At 56.0% G+C, this 24,589-nt stretch carries 20 protein-coding genes; 11 read left to right on the top strand and 9 right to left on the bottom strand.

The annotated features are described in order from the left end of the window. The first annotated feature begins 43 nt into the window (after positions 1-43). From KY379_RS22905 to KY379_RS22915, 3 genes are all read left to right on the top strand, one after another. A complete protein-coding gene (locus KY379_RS22905; RefSeq protein ID WP_084852212.1) occupies positions 44-436 on the top strand; it encodes a hypothetical protein in 393 nt (130 codons plus the stop codon). A gap of 80 nt (positions 437-516) precedes the next feature. After that, positions 517-753, top strand: coding sequence for a hypothetical protein (locus KY379_RS22910; RefSeq protein ID WP_084852209.1), 237 nt, complete (start codon positions 517-519; stop codon positions 751-753). A 543-nt stretch (positions 754-1,296) separates the two neighbouring features. Continuing rightward, positions 1,297-1,905 (top strand): lasso peptide biosynthesis protein, encoded by a 609-nt coding sequence (locus KY379_RS22915; RefSeq protein WP_084852207.1) that lies wholly within the window; start codon positions 1,297-1,299, stop codon positions 1,903-1,905. A gap of 795 nt (positions 1,906-2,700) precedes the next feature. Here KY379_RS22915 and KY379_RS22920 read toward each other — a convergent pair. After that, on the bottom strand, positions 2,701-3,441 hold the full coding sequence (locus KY379_RS22920) for a hypothetical protein (protein WP_249414268.1): 741 nt from the start codon (positions 3,439-3,441) through the stop codon (positions 2,701-2,703). Positions 3,442-4,381: 940 nt separating this feature from the next. Between KY379_RS22920 and KY379_RS22925 the strand changes: the two genes are divergently transcribed. The 3 genes from KY379_RS22925 to KY379_RS22935 all read left to right on the top strand — a co-directional run bounded on the left by KY379_RS22925 (position 4,382) and on the right by KY379_RS22935 (position 7,693). Further along, on the top strand, positions 4,382-4,768 hold the full coding sequence (locus KY379_RS22925; protein WP_102059611.1) for a hypothetical protein: 387 nt from the start codon (positions 4,382-4,384) through the stop codon (positions 4,766-4,768). Between the two features lie 181 nt (positions 4,769-4,949). Beyond that, a complete protein-coding gene (locus KY379_RS22930) occupies positions 4,950-5,141 on the top strand; it encodes a hypothetical protein (RefSeq protein ID WP_145994193.1) in 192 nt (63 codons plus the stop codon). Between the two features lie 2,015 nt (positions 5,142-7,156). Beyond that, positions 7,157-7,693 carry an RNA chaperone Hfq gene (locus tag KY379_RS22935; RefSeq protein ID WP_158242121.1) on the top strand — a complete coding sequence of 179 codons (537 nt, stop codon included), beginning with the start codon at positions 7,157-7,159 and terminating at the stop codon, positions 7,691-7,693. Positions 7,694-7,702: 9 nt separating this feature from the next. Here KY379_RS22935 and KY379_RS22940 read toward each other — a convergent pair whose 3' ends face one another. Continuing rightward, positions 7,703-9,580: a hypothetical protein gene (locus KY379_RS22940; RefSeq protein ID WP_261241507.1), complete on the bottom strand. Its 1,878-nt coding sequence runs from the start codon at positions 9,578-9,580 to the stop codon at positions 7,703-7,705. A 346-nt stretch (positions 9,581-9,926) separates the two neighbouring features. Further along, positions 9,927-11,096, bottom strand: a complete 1,170-nt coding sequence (locus KY379_RS22945) for a hypothetical protein (RefSeq protein ID WP_145994194.1) — start codon at positions 11,094-11,096, stop codon at positions 9,927-9,929. A 607-nt stretch (positions 11,097-11,703) separates the two neighbouring features. Here KY379_RS22945 and KY379_RS22950 point away from each other — a divergent pair. The 3 genes from KY379_RS22950 to KY379_RS22960 all read left to right on the top strand — a co-directional run bounded on the left by KY379_RS22950 (position 11,704) and on the right by KY379_RS22960 (position 16,711). After that, complete coding sequence (locus tag KY379_RS22950; protein ID WP_102059620.1) at positions 11,704-14,310, top strand: autotransporter outer membrane beta-barrel domain-containing protein; 2,607 nt, start codon at positions 11,704-11,706, stop codon at positions 14,308-14,310. A 120-nt stretch (positions 14,311-14,430) separates the two neighbouring features. Next, positions 14,431-15,240 carry an alpha/beta fold hydrolase gene (locus KY379_RS22955; RefSeq protein ID WP_102059621.1) on the top strand — a complete coding sequence of 270 codons (810 nt, stop codon included), beginning with the start codon at positions 14,431-14,433 and terminating at the stop codon, positions 15,238-15,240. Between the two features lie 1,273 nt (positions 15,241-16,513). Beyond that, the gene (locus KY379_RS22960; RefSeq protein WP_145994195.1) at positions 16,514-16,711 is read left to right on the top strand and encodes a hypothetical protein; all 198 of its coding nucleotides are present in this window, start codon (positions 16,514-16,516) and stop codon (positions 16,709-16,711) included. A gap of 74 nt (positions 16,712-16,785) precedes the next feature. Here KY379_RS22960 and KY379_RS22965 read toward each other — a convergent pair whose 3' ends face one another. After that, positions 16,786-17,757 carry a TonB family protein gene (locus KY379_RS22965; RefSeq protein ID WP_102059624.1) on the bottom strand — a complete coding sequence of 324 codons (972 nt, stop codon included), beginning with the start codon at positions 17,755-17,757 and terminating at the stop codon, positions 16,786-16,788. Between the two features lie 173 nt (positions 17,758-17,930). On the opposite strand from KY379_RS22965, the gene KY379_RS22970 reads away from it, so the two are divergent. Further along, positions 17,931-18,632: an ERCC4 domain-containing protein gene (locus tag KY379_RS22970; protein ID WP_102059625.1), complete on the top strand. Its 702-nt coding sequence runs from the start codon at positions 17,931-17,933 to the stop codon at positions 18,630-18,632. Positions 18,633-18,671: 39 nt separating this feature from the next. Here KY379_RS22970 and KY379_RS22975 read toward each other — a convergent pair whose 3' ends face one another. Next, on the bottom strand, positions 18,672-19,406 hold the full coding sequence (locus KY379_RS22975; protein ID WP_102059626.1) for a TonB C-terminal domain-containing protein: 735 nt from the start codon (positions 19,404-19,406) through the stop codon (positions 18,672-18,674). Between the two features lie 337 nt (positions 19,407-19,743). Here KY379_RS22975 and KY379_RS27500 point away from each other — a divergent pair, with 337 nt between their 5' ends. Further along, complete coding sequence (locus KY379_RS27500; RefSeq protein WP_409977293.1) at positions 19,744-20,397, top strand: Ig-like domain-containing protein; 654 nt, start codon at positions 19,744-19,746, stop codon at positions 20,395-20,397. A gap of 45 nt (positions 20,398-20,442) precedes the next feature. On the opposite strand, the gene KY379_RS22980 is transcribed toward KY379_RS27500, so the two are convergent. The 4 genes from KY379_RS22980 to KY379_RS22995 are packed head-to-tail and all read right to left on the bottom strand — an operon-like array spanning position 20,443 to position 24,163. After that, on the bottom strand, positions 20,443-21,405 hold the full coding sequence (locus KY379_RS22980) for an SdiA-regulated domain-containing protein (protein WP_010794530.1): 963 nt from the start codon (positions 21,403-21,405) through the stop codon (positions 20,443-20,445). Positions 21,406-21,450: 45 nt separating this feature from the next. After that, a complete protein-coding gene (locus KY379_RS22985; protein WP_003090764.1) occupies positions 21,451-21,810 on the bottom strand; it encodes a TraR/DksA family transcriptional regulator in 360 nt (119 codons plus the stop codon). Next, positions 21,810-22,661: a universal stress protein gene (locus KY379_RS22990; RefSeq protein WP_003090760.1), complete on the bottom strand. Its 852-nt coding sequence runs from the start codon at positions 22,659-22,661 to the stop codon at positions 21,810-21,812. Before KY379_RS22990 ends, KY379_RS22985 begins: the two co-directional genes overlap by 1 nt. Before the next feature lie 14 nt (positions 22,662-22,675). Continuing rightward, positions 22,676-24,163, bottom strand: a complete 1,488-nt coding sequence (locus tag KY379_RS22995) for a SulP family inorganic anion transporter (protein WP_003090759.1) — start codon at positions 24,161-24,163, stop codon at positions 22,676-22,678. Positions 24,164-24,589: the final 426 nt, after the last annotated feature.

Here is a 24,589-nt window from a genome sequence, read left to right on the forward strand (position 1 = left end):
CTGCGACGGCCGGGACTCAAATTTCTTGAGAAGGGAACCGAGGATGTCAGTTGAACACCAGGATGGAAACGAACGTCTGCAGCTAGAAGCCGCCGGCGAGATGCTCCTGGAGTTGGTGCGGCTCGTCCGTGCACACCAGGCTACCCCAGTGGATGCATCTCAGCGTGATGAGGCGCTAACGGTGGCGATCGCTCGATATCTCCCACTCATCCAGGAACTGCGACGGGACCATTACGATGCCCTCGCGTCGGACATTGACTCGTTCACTCAAGCTCAGAAGAACGCTGCGCAGATGCGCCACGCCGCTTTGGAGGTCAGTGGAGGAATTCAGGAGTACATCGGGCTTCCTTGCGATTCTCTTGAGCGCAGGATGCAGGAGTGCTTGGTGCGCTATCGCGCCATCATAGAGCTCCAAGAGAGCGGATGGGGTTACTAGATGATCGGCCTCCCTTACGACCCCCAGCCGCTCTATCAAGGCGGCCAGAGCACGCTGATAAATGAGGTAAAGAAACTTCAATGACGCTGACAACCAATCCACCAGCGCTGCTTGACGGTCCCCTGACAGTCACCTTCACAGGTGAGGCTTTGGCTCTGTTAAACAAATGCCGGCAGGCCCAGCATGCCTTCGCTACAGAGGATGCGTTCGACCAGCCATGCAGAGCCGATCGTTTGCGTTGGGAGTATGAGGAGGCCCAGCGCCAACTCGCTGAAGCTGTTTGTGGTGCAGTAGGTTCCATTCTGGACGAATCCTGATCTCTACAAACTCGTTATTGCGCTGCTGGCCGCTGCAGAATTGAAAGGGCCGGTCGAAGCTATCCTCTGGCCCTACAGAGAAAATGGCACAAGCGGTAGTGAGATGCTTTCACTGGATCTCGCTGGTCAGGAGGGTGGTGATTTCACCGTCACATTCGGTACTGGTAGGGTGAGCGCTACGGAATACCAATTCGACAACCTCGGAGCTAGCTGCTTCGAAGTCCCAGCTGAAGAACAGAGCCCTTCGGTAGTGGCGACGCTCGCCGGTACAGCCCGGCGTGGCTGGCCAAACATCGCTTGTCTTCAACTGTCATAGGCGACGATTCCATTTGAATATCCGAGCAGCGGCTTTGCTGAGGATTACCTTCCTCTTTCGGCCGTTCGCTCAAGTGGTTGCAGATGGTGGCCACCGCCCCCATATAGTCGACTTGCCAAGGGTGGCAGCCTTCATGCGAAAGCCGGCACGGAGTCCGAGGAAGTCGAATTCCAGCGGCTGTCGAGCGCGCGTACGAATAAAGACACGATCAAACCAGCGGAGCAGATATGAGCCAAATGATGACGTGGCGGGCAGCGGCCAAGAGGATTGCTGAACAAGAGGGGGTACCAAACGCAACGCTTGAGGTCTTCCTCCATGTGCTTGAGCACATTTCAGATGAGGACTGGTTAGGTGCATGTCATTCGAGTTCTACAGTGCTGTACATGATGCTCGCTGAGCACAACGCTGAATCGGAAATCGTGATCGGCGATGTGCAAGCACAGGCTGGGGTTTTCGAACATTCATGGATTGAGATTGATGGCGCGATCTTCGATGCAGCGGTAGCGTTTCCGCACCCTGACGGCTATCCAGTCGGCGGCCCTGTTTTCGCTGGCTATGATCTCGACACAGGGTTGCCGACAATCAACAGCTACGGGATTGGCACGTTTGAGGGCTTGAGCGCCGATACTAAATCCATCACCTATCTTTCAATCGGCACGTACTACACGTGGGCTGATCAAAAGGCCTTAGTAGAAAGCGCGGTGGAAGGTAATCTACCGCCAGAGCCGCTTTGGCACCGTGCAACGAGAATTGCTCAGAACATGGGTGTCTCGAAAACCTCCGAAGAACTCGCTTCTGCGCATTTCGAGGTTAGGCGGACTGTTCGTACAATCTAGCAGACACAGGTCAGTCGGCGCACCGGGTACCCAGGATATGGGTGCCCAACTGCCGCCCTGCGAATGATCTGTCTGCAGCGAGGTGGTCAGCTGTGGCCTAGACGTTATGTTGACCAGCCCACTCACAGAGGATCATGTAATGTCAGCCACCCACCTGAATTGTCCTTCTCCTAGCAAGCTAATTGGCGAGTTGAGGCAGGACCTACTGAGTGCTCCGCCTCCCATCCGAGCTGAAGCCCTGACACGAATTGGGTTGTTGCTCGAGCGTCTAAAGGCTCAGTTGATTGTTCAAGATCGAGCTTTGGGTTCCAATCCCTCCGCTGGGGTTTAGTGCCCGCCACCTCCTGAAGTAGAGTAGCAAGGCCCGATCGGACGTCCCCGGCCTCAACACCGTTTTTTTGGAGATACCGTGCCATGCAAATCAAACCCCTCACTACCTACCGATTCGTAAAGTCTGGAAACCTCGTGACCACCAAAGAGGCTACTTCCTACGGGGGGAAGGGGAACTGGATTGTCGAGCGAGTCGACACTGGGAAAGAGATGGTCGTGCGCGGCTCAGCTTTGATCGACCCGAACAGTGCTGATTGGTCTTAGGGTTGATCCTGCACAAGCGCATGGCGGGAGCATCGTTCGTGGACCATCCTCCCACACATACCAAACGAAAACGGTTGAACGTCCACAAAAAAGCCCGCCTATGAGCGGGTTTTTTGTCTTGAGCACGTCTGATTGAGGGGCGGCCGTGCGTTCATCGACGGATAACTGTTGAGGCGGCGCCCACTAGCAGGGGCGCTGCCCCTAGGTGCCTCGAGCTCTACGTAGCATCCTGATTCGAGCACCAGAGACGCCCGCGAGCTTCGAGAGCACATTGTTCGGTACGACACCGAAGAGATGCACAAATCGCTCGGCGCGCGACACCCGCTGATAGGGTTTAATGCCCAAAAATTGCCGGCGGTCTTCAATGACAGACACCGGTACTCCCACCTCTCGGCTGATTTTCGCGGCCGACATGGTGCCCAGCAGCGATTCGTAGCCCAGGCCTGGTCCGTGGAAGTCCTCGATGGCCACCGGCGCGGGCGCGGCGGGGAGGGGAGGCGCAGCTGGGAGGCCGAGGTCCACGCGCACTTGTTCAACCTCCTCCACATCCAGGCCCCAGGCGGTTGCGATTTCAAGATCGGGAACCAATCCCAGAGCGGCCTGGTACGGCCTGGCTGGCGGCGCGATCGGGCAAAGCTCCGCCAGCTCCGCGGCCGTGGGCTTGCGATCAATGCCCCGGGCTTTCCGATACGTGCGGACACTCTCTACCGACACGCCACACTGGTCAGCGATGAATTGGTCGGACTTGATGCCGAAGAGGTGAGCGAAAGGCTCGATGGCCAGGTCGACCGAATAGGCCTTAATCTTGAACAGCACACGTCGCCGGCGGATGCTTTCCTCAGTGGTGCCAACAAGGTTGGCCAGCGCTCGATCGGTCATCCGCCCCAGCTTGCAGTCGTACCATCGCGCTATCCCGACGGCAATCCAGTTTACAGGCTTCAAAATTCCCTCCTCGAGTAGCGCCCAGCTGCAGCGCTCAGCATAGCCACCAACCTTGGAAACGGCGACCACCCAAAATATACCCGCCAAATTAATAACATCATGACAGGGGAAGGGGCACTTGCTGAGGTGTGTCCCCCTTGAGATCCCCTAACGGCTGATGCCCCACGACCACGGGCCTGGACCTGACCACCCTCCTGTACAACCGCTTTTCCTTTCTTTCCTTTGCCAGGCTTTCGCCTGGCATCTTTTCTTTCGCTTTTTCCCCAGCTTTTCCTACGCGGCGCGCACCTTGGCCCGGCCGGGCAGGGCGCTTTAAAGGAAAGGGTGAACAGTGGAGATGTACCAGGAGGAACGCGGATGGGCCTCGGAAAGGGCTGCGCCTGTCATGATGTTATTAATTCCCGGGCGGCGGCCGGGATGCCGGCAGTGAAGGGAGGAGAGCTGGGGAATTAAAACTGTCGCCGGCGCTACGGCTGCTTCCGGCAGCGGGGTTGGGACGGGACGATCAAGCTGGCTTTTGGCGATATGCAGGCTAGCCGATCGGCATTGGGAGTCACCTGCTAGAACTGGAATGGGAGCGTTGCTAGATACGGAGAAAGCCTGGCCCCGGGTGGGTAGGGCTAGCGTCTTGAGTGCTGTCACGGAAAGGTCACATCAGAAGCGAGGTGGCCACTTTACTAGTCGATCCAGCGAGGACAAACCCAAAACAGGCCCTCGTTTTTCGACTATTAATCTTGTGCTAGACACATGCAGAAGCTGTTGAGTTACTGCTGGTCGCCCGAATCCATAACCACTCTCAGCATCGGCTATTGATTTGCCACCAGCGCCAGATCGTAATGCTGGGCACGTGCAAAATGGCGATACCAAAATCCATGCGTGGAAACGTGCTCTGCGAGTACTATTGGCCGCTAGAAATGCACCAACAATCAAAGGAGAATTCATGCAGACCATGCTTCAACAACGCATCGCACGGCTTAGGTGGCTGAGCGCCTTGCTTCTTATCAGCCTGACCGCGGCTTGGGTTGGGCTGATGTTTTACCTCCCGCTCTATGACGGTGAAACCCTAACCTCCATGTCAACCAAGTGTGCTCTGGTGTTTGCACTGGTAGTCATAGGGAAGGTCCCGAGCAGACTGAAGTCCGGGGTCAGAAACACATGTCTTACCTTGGCATGGATCGTTTTCTTCTTTTTCATCCCGGTGGATCTGGCTTGGAATTTCACAAGCCAATTGGCCTTGGCTGTGATCGTCGTTTTCGGAGCTCTGGACCTCATTGTCGAGACACGCCTATGGCGACTGAGCCGAAACCCGATGTATTACTACAAGTAGCCTAACGTCAATTGCCGGGATCGCCCGGGCTGGCTGTAGGAGATTGTGATGCTGGGGGGCTTGCGGGTGTGGAGATGGCGGAGGAGGAGGTGAGCGGTGACTAAGCAAAAAGGCAATTCTGACTATCTTAGAGGGTAATGCAATGCTAGATGAGGGTTTAGTGAGGGCTGTGGGCAGTTTCTTGATTGAACTGTTCTGCTGGGGATGGTCAGGATTCGGGCGAATCTTCCCTGCAGTCGGAAGATGGGTTTTCAACGACCTGTTTCGTGCCAAGCGCTTGCTCCATCCGTTCTTCGAGGGCGTTTTGGGCTTTGTTGTGATCATTACCATCGTGGTGTCGGTTGTCTATTTTGCTGCTCCAGCCATGTCCTGAAGCTGACATCAAATGATGAATATTCGAGACAAGTGAAGTCAGCTACAGAAGCCCTGGCAGCCTGGCAAGTCAAAACGCCGGTAAGCTGTATGACAGCGCACGTGCAGGCGTGACAGTGGCCATGGATACGGTTGGAGACGCCGCCAGCGTAGCTATCCAGTCCGGCCGGGATGCAAGAAAGGTTGCAGATCTGCGGTGGCCAGGATGGAGTCTACAGCGCTACGCGCGATGCCCTAATGCATGCTGAAGAAATGATCCCGGTGACGATCAACAAAACGTCACGGCTGTCTAATTGACCGAACGTGCATCATCGTTTTGATCGTGACGTTGCACTGCTGAGGAAGCACGGCAATTCCGCATACGCCCGTCCGTCCTCTCCACCGACGTTCTGAGCTTCGGATCAGCCTCGAGCAAGGCACAATCACTGGGCGAGTTTGAAAGGGGAGCATGCCGGCTTACCAGCCCAGTACCTCACAGCCGAGGAATTGCACGCCATTGCATAGTCCATTGATAACAAGGACACCGCAGACATTGTGAAGGCCTCTACCCGCTACCGTGAATCGGTGCAGAAAACTTTCCTAGCATTCGAAATCCCGCACTCACTGCGCTAGGGTCCTCCGTACGGCCTGAGCGTCCCACCCTCCGATCGCAGCATTTCGTTGACCGCAGGTACGGCTGAAAGGGTCCAATCCGCGCCAGTACTTCAGGTCTGAATATCCATGTCTCTGCAAACGTGACGCTACTGGCATGCTGCAGCATGGGCGGCCGGCAGGCCGCTCAAGTCTTGAAGGGGATCAGAGTACACCAGTCGGCTTTGAGCCGTCGGATGTGAGTTCTGGAGCTGGGGTTGGGGCGATTACGCACTGGCGTAAGCCGGCACTGATTGCCGGAGTGGCTCCATCTCGGGCATAAGCCTTAACCAGGGAATCGCATAGCGCATTCATGGCCTCCGGAGACATGTCTTTGCTGAGTGCTGGCACGTCTGCCTCGGAAAGGACCTGAGGAGAAATCGGCGCTGCTGCCAGTGCGAGTTCAGGTGCCGGCAGATGCGCATAGATGTCCTTCGCAGCCTCAACCCCTACGTGAAGCGAAGAAACCAGAGCAATTGGTGGAGCGAGAGAGCTGATCATTGACGCGAACATAGGCATTCCTTTTGAGAGGGCACGAAGACCCATATCGGACTGGCCAGGGCGATGCCACGGCCGGCTTGGTGACCCGAAGAGAATAACTATGTTGGCCTCCGTCACAAGCCAAATCGATGTTCCAGAAATCATCTAGCATTAGCCCTGGATGCCCCCACGGCCGGCAGCCTACGGGTACGCCATATTCTGTCTTCTGAGCCTGGATAATGCCGAGGTATACACCACCGATGATCTCGGATTTTCAGCCATTTTCTGGACCATAGCCGCGCGAAATATTTCTCAGCCGTGGTACGTCATTTCGCTCCGTGCCCATGCGTAAGAGGCCTCCCAGCGCGCTTCAATGGAGCCAGGAAAGATCGCGAATTTGGTCTTGCGCCTGTCCGAACAATGGCGGGAGCACTCACGCCTTTACCAGGAAAACAAATGAGTGGGCTGTTCCCGATAGGCAGATTTTGGCTGATCTTTTGCCATCAATTGACAGGGTAGACGCAGCGCCCAGCAAGCGAAAACTCATTCGTCATCAAATGATAAGTCCGAATGCTGAAGGGCCGCCCAAGATGTAAGGAACCCCCTTTTGTAGGGAATTTCCTACGTGTTCCCGGTATATTGAACGGAAAATTCGAAGCCTCAAACCTCTCAAAATGCTAGCCGAAATAGGCATGTCTTAACGAGCACCGGCCTCTGCCAGCTCTCGGCTCTGTCTGACAGGCGGGATTTTATTACGATAATCCATGGAATTTCAGACAGATAGCGGCATCAATAGGTAGGCATGCACTGTTATGCCATCACTTTCGCCCGTAGAATGTGTGCTTTAGCGTTCACAACACTGTTGCACGAGCTATGTCCCACAAACAGAGCGACCAGGATGGCCGCATGACGAATGAGCAACCTGACCGGCCCATACCGCAGTATGACCGCTCGACCAATGAGCAGGACCGTTTCCTCGATTATTGCCAGCGGAACCAGATCCTAATCACGGTCTACCTTGATTCGGGCAGGGCTCTACAGGGAAAGATCGTGGACCACGATCGGAAATGCCTTCTCCTAGGCGCTACTCGCCAAGAGAAAATTCCGAAATTGATCCCAAAGTCATACGTTGCGCTTGTGCGCGCCGAAGAGATCCTTCCACTTTTCCTTGAATACAAAGGGAGAGGGAATCATCTCACCCGTAAGAAAGCTCGCAAGGCCAAACGTAAGGCAGAAATAGGAGCGATTCCTACTAGTGCCCCAGTCCGTAAAATACGTGCGGCGAAGGCGCCAATGGCGGTGAAATCAACCGAGGAGGGGCCTGGCAAGAGCTCGCCCCCGGTCAAGGTCCTGATCAAGAAAGCACCGAGGGCTAAAAGCCTGGTCCCAAAGAAAAGTCCGTCGTCGCCCTCTGAGCATCAGGACGCCGACGGCAATTCTTGAAACTCCACATCAATTGGTCGTCGCACACTCCAGGTGAGGCCCTGCGTAAGCGATGACGACCTTCCTATCGATGATGTCGAAATGGATTCTCATGCCGTCGAGACCGGTACCGCTGCCGGCCTTCAGGTGCCGCTCGAAAAAATAGACCTTTTCCTGGTACTCAAACTCTCGAAGCCCGCGCAACCGGCGATTTGTGCTCACCGTTTCGGATTCGTTGGCAGAATAGGAGCTTCCCAGGATCATCCGAGCTGTGGCATCTGGGTTACCCGCCATCAGGGACTCGTAGTAGGGGAATACCATCGCATCCAGAACCTCAAGCATCCGCTCCGTATGCTGAAAGGTCGAAGCGTCTTTGGCCGACTTCCACGCCGAGTCAAGAATCACCACTCGCCCTTCAGCGATGGTCTCGATGTAGAGGAGTACATCAAGCGGTGTGATTCCATCACGGGCTGCGATGCGACGCATCAGGCCCATGTTTAACTCGAGTGGCTCAGGACGGTGCATAGGGAGGCTGAGGGTCTCCTTGAACGTTCGAAGAGAATACAATTCCGCGCGCATCTCACTGTTCTCTGCATTCTTGGCACTCAGGGCCTCCTGCAGGCCGGCGACCTGAGCCTGCAGGGCTTCATTCCCCGGCAATTCAGCTGGTTTGGCTACAGGTAGCACCTCTACGACCGACAGGGCAGTAGGCTGCTTATTTGTGCCTGGAGGCCCTTTACGCAGCAGGCGATCCCAATCTTCGTAGAAACGCTGCCAGCCGCGAACCAAGGGCACTAAACCTTCGAGTTCAGCCTTGAACCACTCGCGGTTGGCCATGATCTCGTCGCTGCCGGCCTGCGCCAGTGATGCGATTTTAAGCATCGCGCTTGCGGTAAGGTTGGCACTAAGGCCCGATATCTGTGCCTCGAGCTCTCGGGCCTTGGCTAGCTTTTTATCGGCGCGCTGGATGAATCCGTCGGCATCCAACTGAGCATTGTTCAAGGCGATCAAGCCGCGAAGCAATGTGATCGCTTCAATTGATACGCTACGAGGTTGCTCTATACTCCGGCCCACGAGATCGCGCGGAAATAACTTGTGGTCGAACTGCAGCTCCATCGACTCTGCGTGCTTACCCAGAGCTTCGAGCAGCGATTTCCAACGGGGCACTGCCAAATCTTCACAGAACTGCCCATAGGCGATCGACAGAGCGTTCTCACCATTCCGAAGTGACAGAGCGCTAGCCTCTGCCATCTCCAATAACCGCGGAATGACTTGCTTTGATCGAGGCTGGGATGAAGCGTTGAACGCAACCAGCTCTTGGACGATGGCCGAAAAACCCTCAGTCGACATTTGAGATGAAAGAGGGAGGCACGGATCAAGGGGTCCCCGGGCGGCGACCATGAGGTGGTTTACCTGCATGACCTGATCAGGGAAAAGCTTAATAATGTGCGGGCAAGTGCTGAAAATCAGTCCTGGGATATACGGCGGCAATTCCAAGAACAGGACCGTGATGGCCATCTCGATCCGAACACGTTCGTTCTGTGATGGCCTTGCATTGGTATCTATCAGTCGCTCGCTAAGGGCGCCCAGGTAGAGCAAAGGCATCGCGAGTTGTCGGGAAAATGCGCCTGCATGGAAGAGGCTGGTCAGCACGGGGAAGCTCTGTTGGATCGTATTGACTAGATCTTCAGCCGGCGCCGTTTGAACAGAGAATCGGAGCTTGTCGCGTCGCTCATTGCCCAGTATCTGGCCTAGGTTGTATTCAAGCTTTGAGAAGAGGTCGACCCGGGCGAATGCTTCGCCCATTACTTCCTCAACCAACTCACGATGCTCTGCGATTCCGAGGTAGCTGAGTACGATGTGACCTGTCGGTGCACTCATTCCTTTGGGGACGTTTAGCGTGGCCATGGACCTGACGGTATGGAGTAACGGGTCGCGTAGCCTCATGAGAGTATCTGCGACCTCAGCTAACGCTTTGGCTGATCCGTACCAGGTTGTCCAAGCCACCTGGCTTATCACGCTTTGCCGAAAGGCAGTGGGGACGATGAAATGGAACCCGGGGCCATTACCACCCGCACCGCCATCAGCACGGCGATCCGAACCATCTCCAGCCTTCACTTCCTGCACAGCAACACAACTGCTCGGTTCTCTACAACTAACTGAATCAACCGCTACTTCCATGACTGGTCCTTAGGTCGGGATAGGAGGGGCTCAACCTAACGGCGAGCCCCAAATTTCCAAGCCAGTTCGGCCGCTAACACAGCTCAGATGGGATTCCATAGCGAGGTACCGGTTGAGGATGGATACCCGAGGGCAGAAACAGGTTTCCTGTATTTTCGAATCGCTCCAGCGTGATCGTTCCAAGAGATCGACTTCGAGAGCGAATTTGCGCTCGAGATCGCGATAGACGTAGTCTCGTAGAAGGCGGTCTAGGGAGTGGTGGAGTGGGTAGCGAAAGAATCCCTTCATCAATTGTGGCTACAGGAAGGGTAGGTGTGAACTCGGCGAGAGCGAGCTGATCTGCATCAGGCAACGGGGTAGCATTTGATGGCACGCCAAACCCGAACTGAACCTCCAGACCCTCAGATCGGATTTCACTTTGGATGGCAGCGGTTGGTGCGGAAGGTGCGGAAGGTGCGGAAGGTGCGGCAGTAGTGGAGACTGCTACTTCAGTCACTGCCACTTCATTAGCAGCATCGTCCAGGCACATGTCTGCCATGTAAGAGTGGTCGCCGTCAGAGTCGCCCTCTGCAGCAATTGCCGCAGCAGCATCGGTCAGCACGAAGTTGAGCTGCCAGTGCTTCGCATACCCAGTCAGGTAGCGCGTCGTCACGTTCAGTTCTCTAGCCGCATCCTGGATTTGAGCGTTCTGCCCAGCCAGCACAGCAGCTCGATCGTAAAACTCGTTCTTGACGTCTAACGAAGGGCCGCCAACGAAAGTGATTTGCTCGTTGTACGCGAAGTTTTTTAGGAAGCGGTGGCTTACGCCAAGGATGTCAGCCGCCTCTGCAACGGTGAACAGCTCTGCGAGCTCATTGCACCGAGCCAGGAATGCATTCTGACCTTTAACCAGGGCTTTGCGCCCTTTGAGTTCCATGCCGGGGGTGATCTCAAGATCACCAGGCTGAACTGGCGCTGTCGGCGCCTCTACCTGGCGCAGCTCATAATGAATCAGATAATGATCCCAGAGCTTTTTGATCTCGCGCTTTTGAGCGGGGGTGCGGTTGTCGCGATCAGCGTAGGTAATGTTGCGCTGATTTGAGTACGTCCTCAGGTATCCGGTGCTGACGCGAAGAAGGCGGGCGGCCTCCTTAATAGAGAACTTGTCACAGAGCTCAAGGACCTTGGTGTGGAATACGCCAAGGGCCGCGTTGTCCGCCGCCTTCGCTTGGTCAGCTATTGTCGGATCCAGATGCTGCATCATCACTACTCACCCCCTACGTTTGTTTGTGAGGGGGCCGTCCGTGACTGGACTCTGGCCAAGCAGCAGGCAGATCTTGGGATGGGGATCGCACCGAATTTCGGGTGCGACCTTTCCCTAGCGAATAGTGGGGGTGCTCCCCCAGCCTTCGGTGCCGTTTACTACAGGCAGAGAGACCAGGTCTCCCCCTCTACACGTGTGTCTGGCGGCGGGATAATTCCCAGCACGTCAAACTTTATGAGCCAATTCTTTGGCTTCGGGGTGCGATAGTACATTGCCACCTTCGTATGTGAAACCCTTCACACAAAATTTCGATTCCTCACTGAGGGCCTCAAACAAACGTTTAGATCAAAAAACCAGTAAATACAATGAGTTACGAGTTTTTTGAAAGTTCCCTTTGTCAGACGAACGGCATTTGTGCTACCAAGGCATCCGGCTTTTGCAGGCAAAGTGCCTGCAGGACGCCACACTGCGGCTTTTGCATTTCTCGACCTCGTTTTGACTGGTCGATTCGATTTCGGTCGTTATGCTCTTTCTCGCAGCCGACATCCGAGGCGATTTGGAAACCCTACGGACGCCGGACCCTCCTAACAATGCAAGGATTCAAGACGTGAGCCGACACACCCTGAGCAAGACCATCCTGGCAGTAGCCATCTCCGCTGCATCCGTAAATGCCTTCGCTGTAGTAGTGCCAAGCGACCTGAACAAAGACGTTAGCGGTGCGACTGAGGTGGCATATAACAGAACCGTGTTCGAGAACGTCACCCTATCCGGGGAGGCCAATCGCGCACCAGATGAGGACGGGACAGGCTTTGAAGGTGTGAAAATCCTCGGAGACTTGACCAACAACGCTAACGTTTATGGCAGCGGTCAATTCATCGACGGCTTGGATCTTGACTCTTCCGATGACGCCGACGCTGTCGCTACCACCGTTGGCGGCAACGTCACGAACAACGGCAACATGAAGCTGACTGGTATTGCCCCGGTCGGCATCATCGTCGACGGCGCCAGCATCGGTGGCAATCTGACGAACAACGGCAACATCACCCTGGTTGGCGAGACCAACAACATCGACTCTGACACTCCTCGCGGGATCGAGGTGGGCAACACTCAACTCGGCGGTGACCTGGTCAACGCGGGCACTTTGTCGGTCGACGGAACTGGTGCTAAGGGCATTTACGCGTTCACTTCGGATGGGACCCTGGACCGGGGCACTATCGGCAAGGACGTCATCAACAAAGGGGCGGTTTTCGTCTCCGGCGACAATTCCTCGGGCATCGAGCTCGACCGCATCAACTTCGGACATGACGTCATCAACCAAGGGATCATCGCTGCAAGCGGCAACGATACCTCGGGAGTTGTAATCAAAGACATGCGGTTCAACTCGGTGCTGAATACCGGCACCATTCAGGCTTCCGGCGAAGATGCTGTCGGAGTTCGCCTGGTCGACGCCTTGGCTCCAGAAGTTAAGACCGATTCCAATGGCATCATCAACACCGGCAGCATCATGTCGACCGGAACCGCCATCAGCGTCGAGAGCATTGACTTCAATCCGAACGAAGGAGGCTCTGACAACTCGAACAACCTCTTCGTCATCCACCAGAAGGATGGTTTGATCCTGGGTGGGGAGAAGTCGATTAACGGCAACTTCCAGACTCAACTGGACTGGACTGGCGGCACCATCACCGGCGATATGGAAGGCATGAAGCTGGTTCAAGTCGCAGGCTCCGGCACCTTCAATGGCAAAGAGATCGAAGCCTTCTTGGTGGACGTAAAATCGGGCACCCTGTATCTGGCCTCGACCGAAACCAATTTCACCGGCGACCTGAATGTAGCTTCCGGCAGCACACTGCAACTGCGCGTCAGCGACGAAACCAACCCGGCCAACCCTATCCTGAGCGTCGGTAGCGAAGCGAACTTCGCAAGCGGCAGCACCATCGGCGTTACCGCAACGCCTGGCGATTTTACCGGCAACCGTGCCGGCACCACTTACACCCTCGTGAAAGCTGGCACCCTGACTGACAACGGCCTGTCGGTGGTCAGCAACTCCGCGCTGCTGGATATCATTGACTTCAACGTAGACGGCGAAACCGTGACTGCGACCGTTGCTGGCAAGTCGGGCACATCGGTAGCGGATCAACTAGCTGGCATGGGCGCATCCCGCAACGCCTCCAATGCTATCCGCCCATTCGCTGATAGCGTCCTGGGCAAGCTGGATGCTAACGACGCCGTGTTCAAGGCCTTTGCCAATGCCGACGAAGCCGAACTGGCGCGTCTCGCCGAACAGCTGTCTCCAAACGTGAACGGTGGCTCGACCCAGGCAGCCCTGGGTGGCCAGACCTTGGTATCCAGCGCCCTGAACGGCCGAAATGCCGAAGTCCGCGGTCTGTCCTCCGGTGATGTACTGCAAGAAACTGGCGTATGGGTGAAAGGCCTGTACTCCAACGCTGACCAAGGGACTCGTGATGGTGTTGCCGGCTACAACGCTTACAGCAGCGGCATCGTGGTCGGCGCTGACGGCAAGCTGACCCCTGACCTGACCCTGGGTGTTGCCTACAGCTACATCAATTCGAAAGTGAACGGCCTGGGCAACCAGACGGACGTTGATGCTTATGCTCTGACTGCCTACGGCAGCTGGACTCAAGGACCGGCCTTCGTTGACGCCAGCGTGACCGTCGGCAAGAACGAAAACACCAGCAAACGCGACATCGCTACCACTGTTGCCAAGGGCGACTACGATGCGGATCTGTTCGGCATCAACGTGCTGGGTGGCTACGGCTTCAACTTCGACAACGGCCTGCTGGTCGAACCACGAGCCGCTCTGCGCTACAGCAATCTGAAAATCGACGGCTACACCGAGAAAGGTTCGAGCGCGGCCCTCAGCGTCGGTGGCCAGCGTATCGAGGTGGGTGAAATCGGCGGCGGTGTCCGTGTCGAGAAAGACTTCAACTTCTTGGACGGCACCCTAAAGCCAACCGCAACTGCCATGGTCTACCACGACTTCATCGGCGACAAGGCAAACACTACCAGCACCTACACCCTGGGTGGCACTCCATTCGTTAGCTCTGGCGCTTCTACCGCGCGCAATAGCTACGAGCTGGGCCTGGGTGCCGAGTACTCGATCGGCGCGGTAACTGTAGGCGCCAACTACAGCTACCTCAAGAAAACTGACTTCAACGCCGATACCTTCACGGTGTCCGCTCGTTATGACTTTTAAGTCTTAACCGTCTGATTTTAATAACGGCCAGCACTGCTGGCCGTTTTTTTAACCCTGATGCAATTGTCGATAGCTACCTAGTGGGTGCTATCGAGAACTGCAACATCAAAGGAGACATGAATGCTCAAATCACTGATTGCAGTCAGCCTCGTAGCAAGCGTGTCACTACTTTCGGGATGTGCGTCGAAGGTCGAGCTTTCGAGCTATGCCACAGGGAATTTAAAGCCGGCAGTACTTACGGCCACAGGTTTCCCGATCCAGTCCATGATCCCAGCGGCTGGAAGCTATAAGCACATGCGTGTGTACATCGAAGGTGATGGCCATGCCTGGGCAACCTCTTCTCAACCCAGTACTGACCCTACACCTCATACCTCGATCATGCTGCGCTTCGCGGCCGGCGATCTGAACCCGGCTGCTTACCTCGCCCGTCCCTGCCAATTCGTTACCACCAAAGCCTGCACTACTGACGTTTGGACCCACTCCCGGTTCGACAGGCCTGAAATCGAATCCATGAACTCAGCACTCTCACTCCTGAAAAGCCGATTTCAGGTCGAGTCATTTGAGCTGGTCGGACATTCCGGCGGGGGAGAAGTCGCATTGGTTCTAGCCAGCATGCGATCTGACGTTAACAAGGTCCAAACAATCGCAGGCAATGTCGACCCGATTTTCTGGGGCAAGCTTCATCAGTTGACTCCCCTCAAGTCCCCACTTACCCCACTGCAGTACAAAGACCGCCTGCGCGAAATTCCTCAGCGCCATATCGTCGGCATGCGTGATCGGGTTGTACCTCCTTCGGTAGCCGCAGCGTACAGCGCGCAGCTGGAGGGGAAGTGCCTTGAAATCGTTGCCGTCGACGCCTCCCACAATGAGGGTTACGACACTATCTGGCGTCGACTTTCTTCCACCCCTTTGCTCTGCAAGGAGCTGTAACAGACCGGCCGGAGCCGGTTGCAAGGAATGCCCGCTATGAAAGGATTGTCCCCAGAACAGCACCAGCTGGATCTAACTGGGCAGATAGAAAAATTGCGCTCACAACTCAGCTCCGAGCAGCACCAGATTGAGACACCCACGTTAGCCTACGGCCCCCATAACCCCCTTGAGGTTGACCTGACGCTGTGTGATACCTGCTCAGGTGAGGGGGTACTTGGCCAAAGCAATGCTGATAATCCAAAGCGGAGATGGCAGGTGCGTTGTAGATGCTGCTCGAAAGTCAGTGGCCAGCCAACCCGCAACCCTTGGACCGCCGCGCTGATGTGGAATGGCGTTAACCTCCAAAGCATGAGGTACTCAGAGCTGCCCCTGTTCGGGCTCACAGATTTGAGCCCGCGGGACGCACACGAAAGGATCAAGGGAATTCGTGCAAATCTGGTCCTTCGAATCGCTCTGTGCAGTGCTCAGCGCCAGCTATTCAACGCCGGGGGGAGCAACCGCAAACCTGGGACTACGTACACAGCAAAGCTTGAGGCTTACCTAATGTGGGCAATGCTTGCGCACCGTCTCATCAAATTGGCGAAGGCCCGGCCGAGGCCTCAGCGATGACGTGAGTCCGAAATCCAATAGATCTGTTTGGTTTGCCCGATTGGGTACTGAACCCTAGGATTGGCTCTAGCAATGACCTTACAGCGCCGCGCCAGCACATGACGATTCACTCAAACCCATTGGCCCGCCCTCAAACAAAGGACCCCCTATGCTCCTCAGTCAAAACTCCATCGCAGGGACAATCGGTGGGGAAGGGAAGGGAGTGCTCGCAGCGATAGGAGGGGCGATTGCTACATTCGCGTGCGTCGTAACCGTGCCGGCTTACACATGGACCCCTGAAGGCTTGATTGGGCTCGGCAGCCTGGCTGCACTGTCGGGCGCGCTAATGTTCTTCAGAAAAGAGAGTCGGCTGCCAATAACATTCAGGCAGCTTCTAGGGACGTTCCTTGTCGTGTATGGGACAAGTACGATAGGGGGAGGCGTTGCCGGTCATACATCGCCTACAACGCCTCTGCTAGCAGCTACTTCGGTGAGTATCCCCCCCAGCAGTCATTGGAAGACAGCCACATCGATAACAGAGGGCAAGGCCCTGGTCGACGCAGCAATAGGCGCAAACCAACGTACCCTGGTTCTTTGGACCGCTCCCGACTGCACTCCATGCACCGCAGCTTTGGGCCTGGGAGCATTGAACCCGTCGATTAACCCTGCCTTAGCCGGATACAGATTGCTCAACATCCAGATCCCAGAGCAGGGCTCTAAGGCGCTAATGGAACGATACGGCGTTACTGGGTTGCCGTCACTGATCCTCATGCGCGGTAACGGGATGGTTCCTGAATTCGGGCGCATCACTCGCGATATCGACGCCCTCAGCATCATGGACATGCTTGACCTGCAGACACAGGCCGAAGCTGAATTGCGATGATGCCGTAGTAATCATCGATGCGTACGTCTGAGCAAAAAAAACCGGCCAGCGGCCGGCTATCACCTCAATAGCGGTTATCCCGAAAGATCCTCAGGGCTGAATCTCACGCGGCGTTCCTTGTACAACTGTTTGTAGGTGCTGTCGCTGACTTGCGACATCTCAGGTACTGCCTTCACTGCTTTGATCGCCGAGGTAGCAGACTGATCGAATGCTCTATCACCGCTGGATTTCACAACAGTTGCCGATCGAACACCGCCATCACGGGCCATCTTGATATCGATGACAACGGCCATCCCATTACGCGCACTAGCTGGGCGCTTCCAGTTGGAAATGATCCGCTCAACCAGAATTCCATCCACGTTCTCAAGCCGCTTGGTCACCCGTGGTTCCTTCACGAGCGCGGGTGCCTTTACCTGCTCGAGTACAGGGTGAGTTTTCATTCCCATAGTGGGGGTTTGTAGTGCAGCAAGGATTGTTTCATCACCCTGCGTTGCATTTGCCTGGGGCGCTCCAGTTTCGGCCGCAGGCGGGGGTGCTACCAGGCGTGATTCAGGTGCAGGGAAAATTTTGACGCCTGGGGGAGTTGGTGCAGCCGGCCGGGGATTGGCCGACGGTTTGGCAATGGTCACAGGTATCCCTTGTGCCGGCAGACTTACCCGCGGAGGAGGTACATCTCGAGATACAGCTTGGACTTTGGCGGAAGCTGTCGTCAGCGGTTCTGGCGGTACCGGAGACTGATTTAGTTCAGCAATAGGGGCGGGGGCCTCTGGACTGTCGGACGAAACGTGACGACGCTCAGGATCCAGGAAGGGGAGCATGGCAAGCTGGTTGCTCTTGAGCTGCCCCACAATGGCCTGTAGCTGCTGAATGTGCTTCGCCTGGGATTCCAGCATAAGCGCCTGCTTCTGGCTGGCTTCAGCGTAGGCCTCACGCTGTGAGTTCAAGTCAGAGCGTACAGAATTGACCATGATCAAGGCTGTCGCAGACATTGTGGCCAGGACCATCGATATAGTCGACGCCAGAAGCGCCAGATGCTTTTCGGACACCGCACATACCTCGTAATTGGTGTGCACAGAGTACTCGGTTCACGTCAAACTCAAAGTCAAAACAGGGGCATGGAATTCCCGAGGAGCCCTGGTTTCCGAGCGGCGGCTCTAGCTAGGCGGCAGTCGAATTGCCGTTATATTGGGAGTACACACTCACAGGACCAGGAACTGACATGGTCAAGTTATTTGTCGACGCTCGGGAGTTGAGCACCCGCATCCCGGAAGCTCTGAGGGAGCTCGGAGCCGAGGTCGAGATGGGGAATTTAGAGACCGGCACCTACGTGCTCAGCGCTGACCTGGTAGTAGAGCGCAAGACGGCAGCGGATTTTGCTGCATCAGTCCTTGATTCTCGCTACATCAACCAAGCCCACAAGATGGGTATGCACTTCAAACGAGTCATCTGGCTGATTGAAGGCGACATCTTCAGTACCAGACACAGTGCTCATCCAGACGCCTTGGACGGAGCGCTTAGCTACCTGTCCGTCGTTCTTGGCCAGACCGTGGTTTGGTATAAGGCGCCCAAGAGAGCGGCGTTCATCTTGTACCGAATGGTGAAGCACGAGATGGAAGGCGAGGGGTACACCCCTCCAATGCGCAAGGGTAGGGTATCAGCCGGCGCTGGCCAGGCATTGTTCACGATTGAGGGATTAAGCGGATGCGGCCCTGTCGCTGCTCGCAATCTGCTTCAGCACTTCCGTTCAGTGTTCAAGGTCATGACCTCATCGATGACGGACCTGTGTGCTGTAAAGGGCATCGGACCTAAGAAAGCACAGGCCATACACGATGTAATCCACTATGAATTGCCGGAAGGTGAGTCGCTAGAAGATCAGCAAAGCCTATTCGCTGACCCTCCTTCAAGGGAGCCTCTTGTTTGAAGGCAGCCCCCAGCCAGGCGCTGGGGGATGGCCAACCATTCAGATTTCGAACTTGATAGAACGCTGCTGCAGGTATTTCAGGTACAGGGGTCGACTGACTGTGGCGATCTCAGGAATCTTACCCAGATCCGCCGCGGCTTTCACAAGCGAAGCGTCCAGCTCTGGAGATCCACTGGTCTTTGGAACCAGCGCATTGGTGATGGTGCCGTCTGCGGCGAACTGCACCACAACTTCGATTGCTAAGCCTGCAGGGGCCGCGGACGGGCGAACCCAATGGACTTGAAGGCGAGTCAGCAGCAAGCGATCGAAGTTCTCAACACCTTTCTGCTCCGCAGCTTCTTCAGCCTTTCGAGCCTCAGCTTTGACTGCATCAGCTTGTGCCAGGGCTGCGGCTTTCTCGGCATCGATTGCAGCCATAGTCGACCGGTACGAAGTGGCCTGTTCAACTGACTGTTTTAAAGCCGTGATCCGCTTACCGGCCTCGAGCAAGCCTTGCTGAATTGCTGCCTGAGCCAGCTTTACTTCCTGGGCGTCCGTACTGGCCTGAACCGCCTTGGCTTCGATGTTCAGAATTCTTTCTCGCTGAGTCTGCCAGGCGCCGTCTACCTCGCTAGCTGCGTTCAGCGCCTTGAACGAAGCGTAAAAGGCCAGAAGCACCATCGCGGCAAACACCACCGAGATAATGACTACCATCGTGACCACCGTCGTCCGTTTGACGTTGATGGTCGAGTCGTCGCCTTCTTCCTGACTCAATTTTTTCAAAAGGGTTAGCATTGCGCTCTATCACCTCTAGAGATACCACCCTGGCCTTCCAAGGCGACTAGGCGGCTGCCCAGCTCGCACATTCTCTACATGTGGAAGCCCAGACTCCAACCAAAACGATGGCTCGAATTTCAGGCGCCTAAGGTTGTGCTGGCTGAAAAGGCAATACTATTTTGGCTTGTCTTATTTGGACTCGGGTGCCAACCTGCTGACCGCAAATTACGCAAGCCACAATGGGTTAGTGATGAATCAGGATCGAGTGAAACGGCCGCGTGATCGGGCTCGTCGTAGAATACCGATGGCCTTAGCGACCCTCGCATTTGCCCTTTCCACCTGGCCCGCGCTCGGGATGGCTTCTACCTGGGAGAAGATCAGGATTTCTGGAGCAGGTGCCAGTGGCTGGCAGCCCGTAGTTTGTTCTCACGGAACGGGTTGGCAATCATGCGAGCTGCCCGTCACTATCACCCTCTCTGCTGCTCCACCGAGCATCCCGGCCAACGGATCGTACACAACCATCTCAGCGCTGGTCACCGACTACTATGGCGTCAGCACCGGCGCGGGAACACAGTTAAATTGGACCACAAGCCTCGGAACTTTATCTGCCCCCACGTCTGTAACAGACGAGAATGGCGTGGCGCAGGTCAATCTTAAGTCGGTACCGGTGATTGGGAATGCAACGGTTACAGCGACCAGCTCTGAGGGCGGAATAGCCTCTATCCTGATTCCGTTCACGGACAATTGGGTTGCGATCGCCTCGTTGTACACTCCGTGGACGAATAGTGGTTCGCCCTTCAACTGCTCTGCCTGGACGCCAGACGCAAGCACAGTCAACGCTGGGACCGCGTTTACTCAGAGCGCAACCTGCAACCAAGCACAGCTGGCCTATAGACAGGATCGAGAGCAAAGCACTACAACAGGGGCAATTCGAAATGTAGGCAATCCTGTAGCGCTATCCCAGATCATTAAGGGGAGCCCGCAGAATTCGGAAAAAATCGTACGCTAACAGTTCAAGCGTCCCGGCCACGCCTGACTGTAGCTTGTTGACTGGTCAATCTGTCTCGCGGGTAAAGCGATAGAACAAGTTCGGCTCGCTGACCACGTACAAATACCCTTCATCGTCGATGGTTACGCCTTCGGCTTGGGGTATACCTTTCAGCAAACCAGCAAACCCCCTCGCCAAGGAGCGGAAACTCACCACCTTGCCCTCGTCGGTCATTTCAATCAGCAGTTTCGACTCGTCGCTGAGCAGGATCAGATGGCCGCTCTGTTGATCGAATACAACCGAAGACAAGTCAGTGGCAAACACCTTGTCTTTTACTAGGTTGGACATGTCGCGGACGTGCAGGGAAACGCCTCCTTCCAGGCTGGCACGAAGGCCGCTCACTTCCAGTAATTGCCGGGGGTCACGCTCCTTGGTCACAAACAAACGATCACCTTTTAGGTCGTAGGCGAGCCCTTCAAGGCCTTTGTTGTCCTCCTTGCCAAGCGCCAAGGTTAGCGCTGAATACTGGTCTAGGCTCAATGGTCGATCAGGAGAAAGCTTACCGTATTCGTCGATGGGGATATCCACGATAACCAGGCTCTGCCGCCGCTCTTCGGCAATGACCAGTTGACCGTTGCCGGCATAGGACACCGCTTCCACGTCGTGGAAGCCATCCAGGCTGTAACGTCGCTCCACGTCACCGTCACGACTGAGGGCCAGCAGCTCGTTCGGGCCATTGGTAACCGCCCACAGCAGATTTAGGTCAGGATCGAAGGTCAGGCCCGAAAGGTTGTTGTCCACACCGGGAACCGCCTTAGCATCCAGCTCAACCCGATAGCCAGGCAGCCACACAGAGCGCTCCTGCCAATCGTCTGTGTGCCAGTGGGTCTTGATCCAAAAGTACAGACGATCATCAAGGTGATGAGTACGTACTTGGAATACGGTGAGCAACACAAGGCATACAAGCGCCCACATCCAAACACTTACTTTCCGTGTTCGGCCCAGCCAGTTTTTAGCCATCAAATACATTAGAAGCCTCGTTAAATCAGACTGACGCCACGAGCCGTGATGGTTTCAACCCGACTCGGCGCGGCTGGCACAGGTGATACACAACGGCGTGGCCGGATCGAACTCCAGACGGCCCGAGGCGATCAACTCGCCGCATTGGTTACACCAGCCATAGTCGCCCTCGTGCCAGCGCTTGAGGGCCAGTTGGAGACGGACACGTTCATGCCGTGCACGACTGCGGATCGCATCGTTCATCGCTTGTTGCTGGAGTGCGTCCATTCTCGATAGACGCCCCACCTTGCTTTGATCCAGCTCTACCGATTGCGAGCGAGACTCAGCGTCTCCCAGCAATCGATCCAGCTCGGCAGCCCGCTGTTCCAGTAGGGTCTTGAAATGGGCAAGATCGAGGGCGTCGTCCAGGCTCATTAGCGCAGCAGTAACAGCGGACTGGTGGTGGTACGGAGCATGCTGGTAGTGGTGCTGCCGACCAGGAACTGCCGGATACGTGAGTGTCCATAAGCCCCCATCACTAGCAGATCGATGCCATGCTCTTTCTGATAGGCGTGCAGGGTACGTTCTATTTCACCGCTCCGAGTCTCAGCGCGAACGGTAAATCCGGCGTTGATCAGCACTTTCTGCGCCCAGTCCAGCTGCGCGGACGCTTCGTCGTTCACGGGCCCAACCATGACCAGATGGATCGGCAGCCCCTTCAGCAGCGGGCTGGCTGCCAGCATCTCCACACCCTTGCGGGTTGTAGCGCCGCCATCGAATGCCAGCATCGCGCTCTTGGGCTTTTGGAAGTTGGCCGGGGTGACCAGGATTGGCCGGTGCATGATACGAATAACGCTTTCCAGCTGGCTTCCGACATGCTGACTCAGACCGCCACTAGACTCGCCCTGGCGACCGATAACCAGCAAGCGCGTTTCACTTTGCAGCTCTTGCAAGCTCTCCAGTAAATCGCCATGTCGCTGCTTGGACTCCGGTGCGCGCACACCATCATTCACGGCCCGTTCTTTCGCGGCTGCAAGCATGATTCGCCCTTGTTCAAGGGCCAACTTGCCGCGCTGTTCATCCAGGGAAGCAAGCTCATCAAGCAGGTGCTCGCGGCTGCCAAGGCCAATGTTGCCACTCAAATCTGCTGCAACCGGATACTGGCGCTGATCCAGCACATGCAGGAAGGTCAGCGGCGCTTCCAGGCTCAGACTGGCCCAGGCCGCGTAGTCGCAAACAGCTGGAGCCGAGGTGGAACCGTCGATACAGGCAATTACGTGGGTCATTGTTGTTCTCCTTCTCAGTGGCCCATGAGTTGATCAATGGCGTCAGGTTTATCGTGAACACCAAAGCGATCCACGATAGTGGCGCTGGCCTCGTTTAAGCCCAGCACTTCGACTTCAGTACCTTCACGGCGGAACTTAATGACTACCTTGTCCAGGGCTGCAACAGCGGTGATATCCCAGAAGTGTGCACGATTCAGGTCGATGGTTACCTTGTTCAGGGCTTCCTTGAAGTCGAAGGCTGCGACGAACTTGTCAGCCGAGCTGAAGAACACCTGACCGGTGACGTTATAGCTACGATGCTCGCCGGCTTCGTCCAGCGAAGAACTGATCGCCATGTAATGGCCAACCTTGTTGGCGAAGAACATCGCAGCCAGTAGCACGCCGGCTAACACGCCGAAGGCCAGGTTGTGGGTGGCCACCACGACCACCACGGTGACGACCATGACAATGTTGGTCGACAACGGATGCTTCTTCAGGTTGCGCAGCGAATCCCAACTGAAGGTGCCGATGGACACCATGATCATCACTGCCACCAGCGCAGCCATTGGGATCTGCTTCAGCCAGTCGCCGAGGAAAACCACCATCAGCAGCAGAAATACGCCTGCGGCAAGAGACGACAGGCGAGAACGACCGCCGGATTTCACGTTAATGATCGACTGACCAATCATCGCGCAGCCAGCCATACCGCCGATCAGACCCGAAGCAATGTTGGCCACGCCCTGGCCCTTGCACTCGCGGTTCTTGTCACTCGGGGTGTCGGTCAGGTCGTCGACAATGGTCGCGGTCATCATCGACTCCAACAGACCGACCACAGCCAGTGCTGCCGAATAAGGAAAGATGATGGCCAGCGTCTCGAATGTCAGCGGCACATCAGGCCAGAGGAAGATCGGTAGCGTATCCGGCAGTTCACCCATATCACCGACCGTGCGGATATCCAGACCAACCGACATGGCGACGGCGGTCAGCACGATGATGCACACCAGCGGCGATGGGATGAGCTTGCCGATCTTGGGGACATAGGGGAACAGATAGATGATGCCGAGGCCTGCGGCTGTCATGGCGTAGACGTGCCAGGTGACATTAGTCAGCTCGGGCAGCTGAGCCATGAAAATCAGGATCGCCAGTGCATTGACAAAACCGGTCACCACCGAGCGCGAGACGAAGCGCATCAGCGATCCGAGCTTCAGGTAGCCAGCAGCAATTTGTAGCACGCCACATAGCAGCGTGGCGGCCAGCAGATATTCAAGACCATGGTTCTTGACCAGAGTCACCATCAGCAGTGCCATGGCACCCGTTGCGGCCGAAATCATGCCTGGGCGGCCACCGACAAAGGCGATCACCACAGCGATACAGAAAGAGGCGTAAAGGCCGACCTTAGGGTCAACGCCAGCAATGATCGAGAAGGCGATGGCTTCAGGGATTAGGGCCAGTGCGACCACAAGACCGGCGAGGATGTCGCCACGGATGTTGGATAACCAGGTTTGTTTTAACGAGTGGAGCATCAGAATTCCCAAGGCAATGGATCGCGCAGCACAGCATGGCGCAGGCCAAGTGCAGCTGGTCGATACGAGGTCAAATGTCGGATGTAGAGGAGCTGTGGCGGGTGTTAAAACCTAAAGCACAGCAGAAAGCGACCGCTGGCAGAGCAAGCAGTCACAGATGATGCGGGGGGGCGAAGCGCTATGGCGGCGTAGGCAGCCAGATCATGTTTTGCAGGGTAAGCATGAGGTCTTATCGAGTGTCTTTAGTAACTCAATGGCCGCAACAGTCTACAGGAAGAGGGCAATTTCTGCGAGTCACCCCCGGACTAGGGCGTCCTGTTTGGATGTCAGCCTGAGCTATACCCTAACTGTGTCATTTTCAGAAGACGACTGCACCAGTTGATTGGGCGTAATGGCTGTTGTGCAGCCAGCTCCTGACAGTTCAAT

This window comes from Pseudomonas sp. HD6422 (assembly GCF_025377065.1).
Classification (GTDB): domain Bacteria; phylum Pseudomonadota; class Gammaproteobacteria; order Pseudomonadales; family Pseudomonadaceae; genus Aquipseudomonas; species Aquipseudomonas putida_U.

What these genes read in the sequence shown, in the direction of transcription:
- KY379_RS22915 (WP_084852207.1), top strand. Translation starts at nt 1,297, where the DNA reads ATGAGCCAAATGATGACGTGGCGGGCAGCGGCCAAGAGGATTGCTGAA.
- KY379_RS22905 (WP_084852212.1), top strand. Translation starts at nt 44, where the DNA reads ATGTCAGTTGAACACCAGGATGGAAACGAACGTCTGCAGCTAGAAGCC.
- KY379_RS22990 (WP_003090760.1), bottom strand. Translation starts at nt 22,661, where the DNA reads ATGACCCACGTAATTGCCTGTATCGACGGTTCCACCTCGGCTCCAGCT.
- KY379_RS22925 (WP_102059611.1), top strand. Translation starts at nt 4,382, where the DNA reads ATGCAGACCATGCTTCAACAACGCATCGCACGGCTTAGGTGGCTGAGC.
- KY379_RS22935 (WP_158242121.1), top strand. Translation starts at nt 7,157, where the DNA reads ATGACGAATGAGCAACCTGACCGGCCCATACCGCAGTATGACCGCTCG.
- KY379_RS22975 (WP_102059626.1), bottom strand. Translation starts at nt 19,406, where the DNA reads ATGCTAACCCTTTTGAAAAAATTGAGTCAGGAAGAAGGCGACGACTCG.
- KY379_RS22955 (WP_102059621.1), top strand. Translation starts at nt 14,431, where the DNA reads ATGCTCAAATCACTGATTGCAGTCAGCCTCGTAGCAAGCGTGTCACTA.
- KY379_RS22940 (WP_261241507.1), bottom strand. Translation starts at nt 9,580, where the DNA reads ATGGCCACGCTAAACGTCCCCAAAGGAATGAGTGCACCGACAGGTCAC.
- KY379_RS22985 (WP_003090764.1), bottom strand. Translation starts at nt 21,810, where the DNA reads ATGAGCCTGGACGACGCCCTCGATCTTGCCCATTTCAAGACCCTACTG.
- KY379_RS22970 (WP_102059625.1), top strand. Translation starts at nt 17,931, where the DNA reads ATGGTCAAGTTATTTGTCGACGCTCGGGAGTTGAGCACCCGCATCCCG.
- KY379_RS22995 (WP_003090759.1), bottom strand. Translation starts at nt 24,163, where the DNA reads ATGCTCCACTCGTTAAAACAAACCTGGTTATCCAACATCCGTGGCGAC.
- KY379_RS22910 (WP_084852209.1), top strand. Translation starts at nt 517, where the DNA reads ATGACGCTGACAACCAATCCACCAGCGCTGCTTGACGGTCCCCTGACA.
- KY379_RS22945 (WP_145994194.1), bottom strand. Translation starts at nt 11,096, where the DNA reads ATGATGCAGCATCTGGATCCGACAATAGCTGACCAAGCGAAGGCGGCG.
- KY379_RS22980 (WP_010794530.1), bottom strand. Translation starts at nt 21,405, where the DNA reads ATGTATTTGATGGCTAAAAACTGGCTGGGCCGAACACGGAAAGTAAGT.
- KY379_RS27500 (WP_409977293.1), top strand. Translation starts at nt 19,744, where the DNA reads ATGGCTTCTACCTGGGAGAAGATCAGGATTTCTGGAGCAGGTGCCAGT.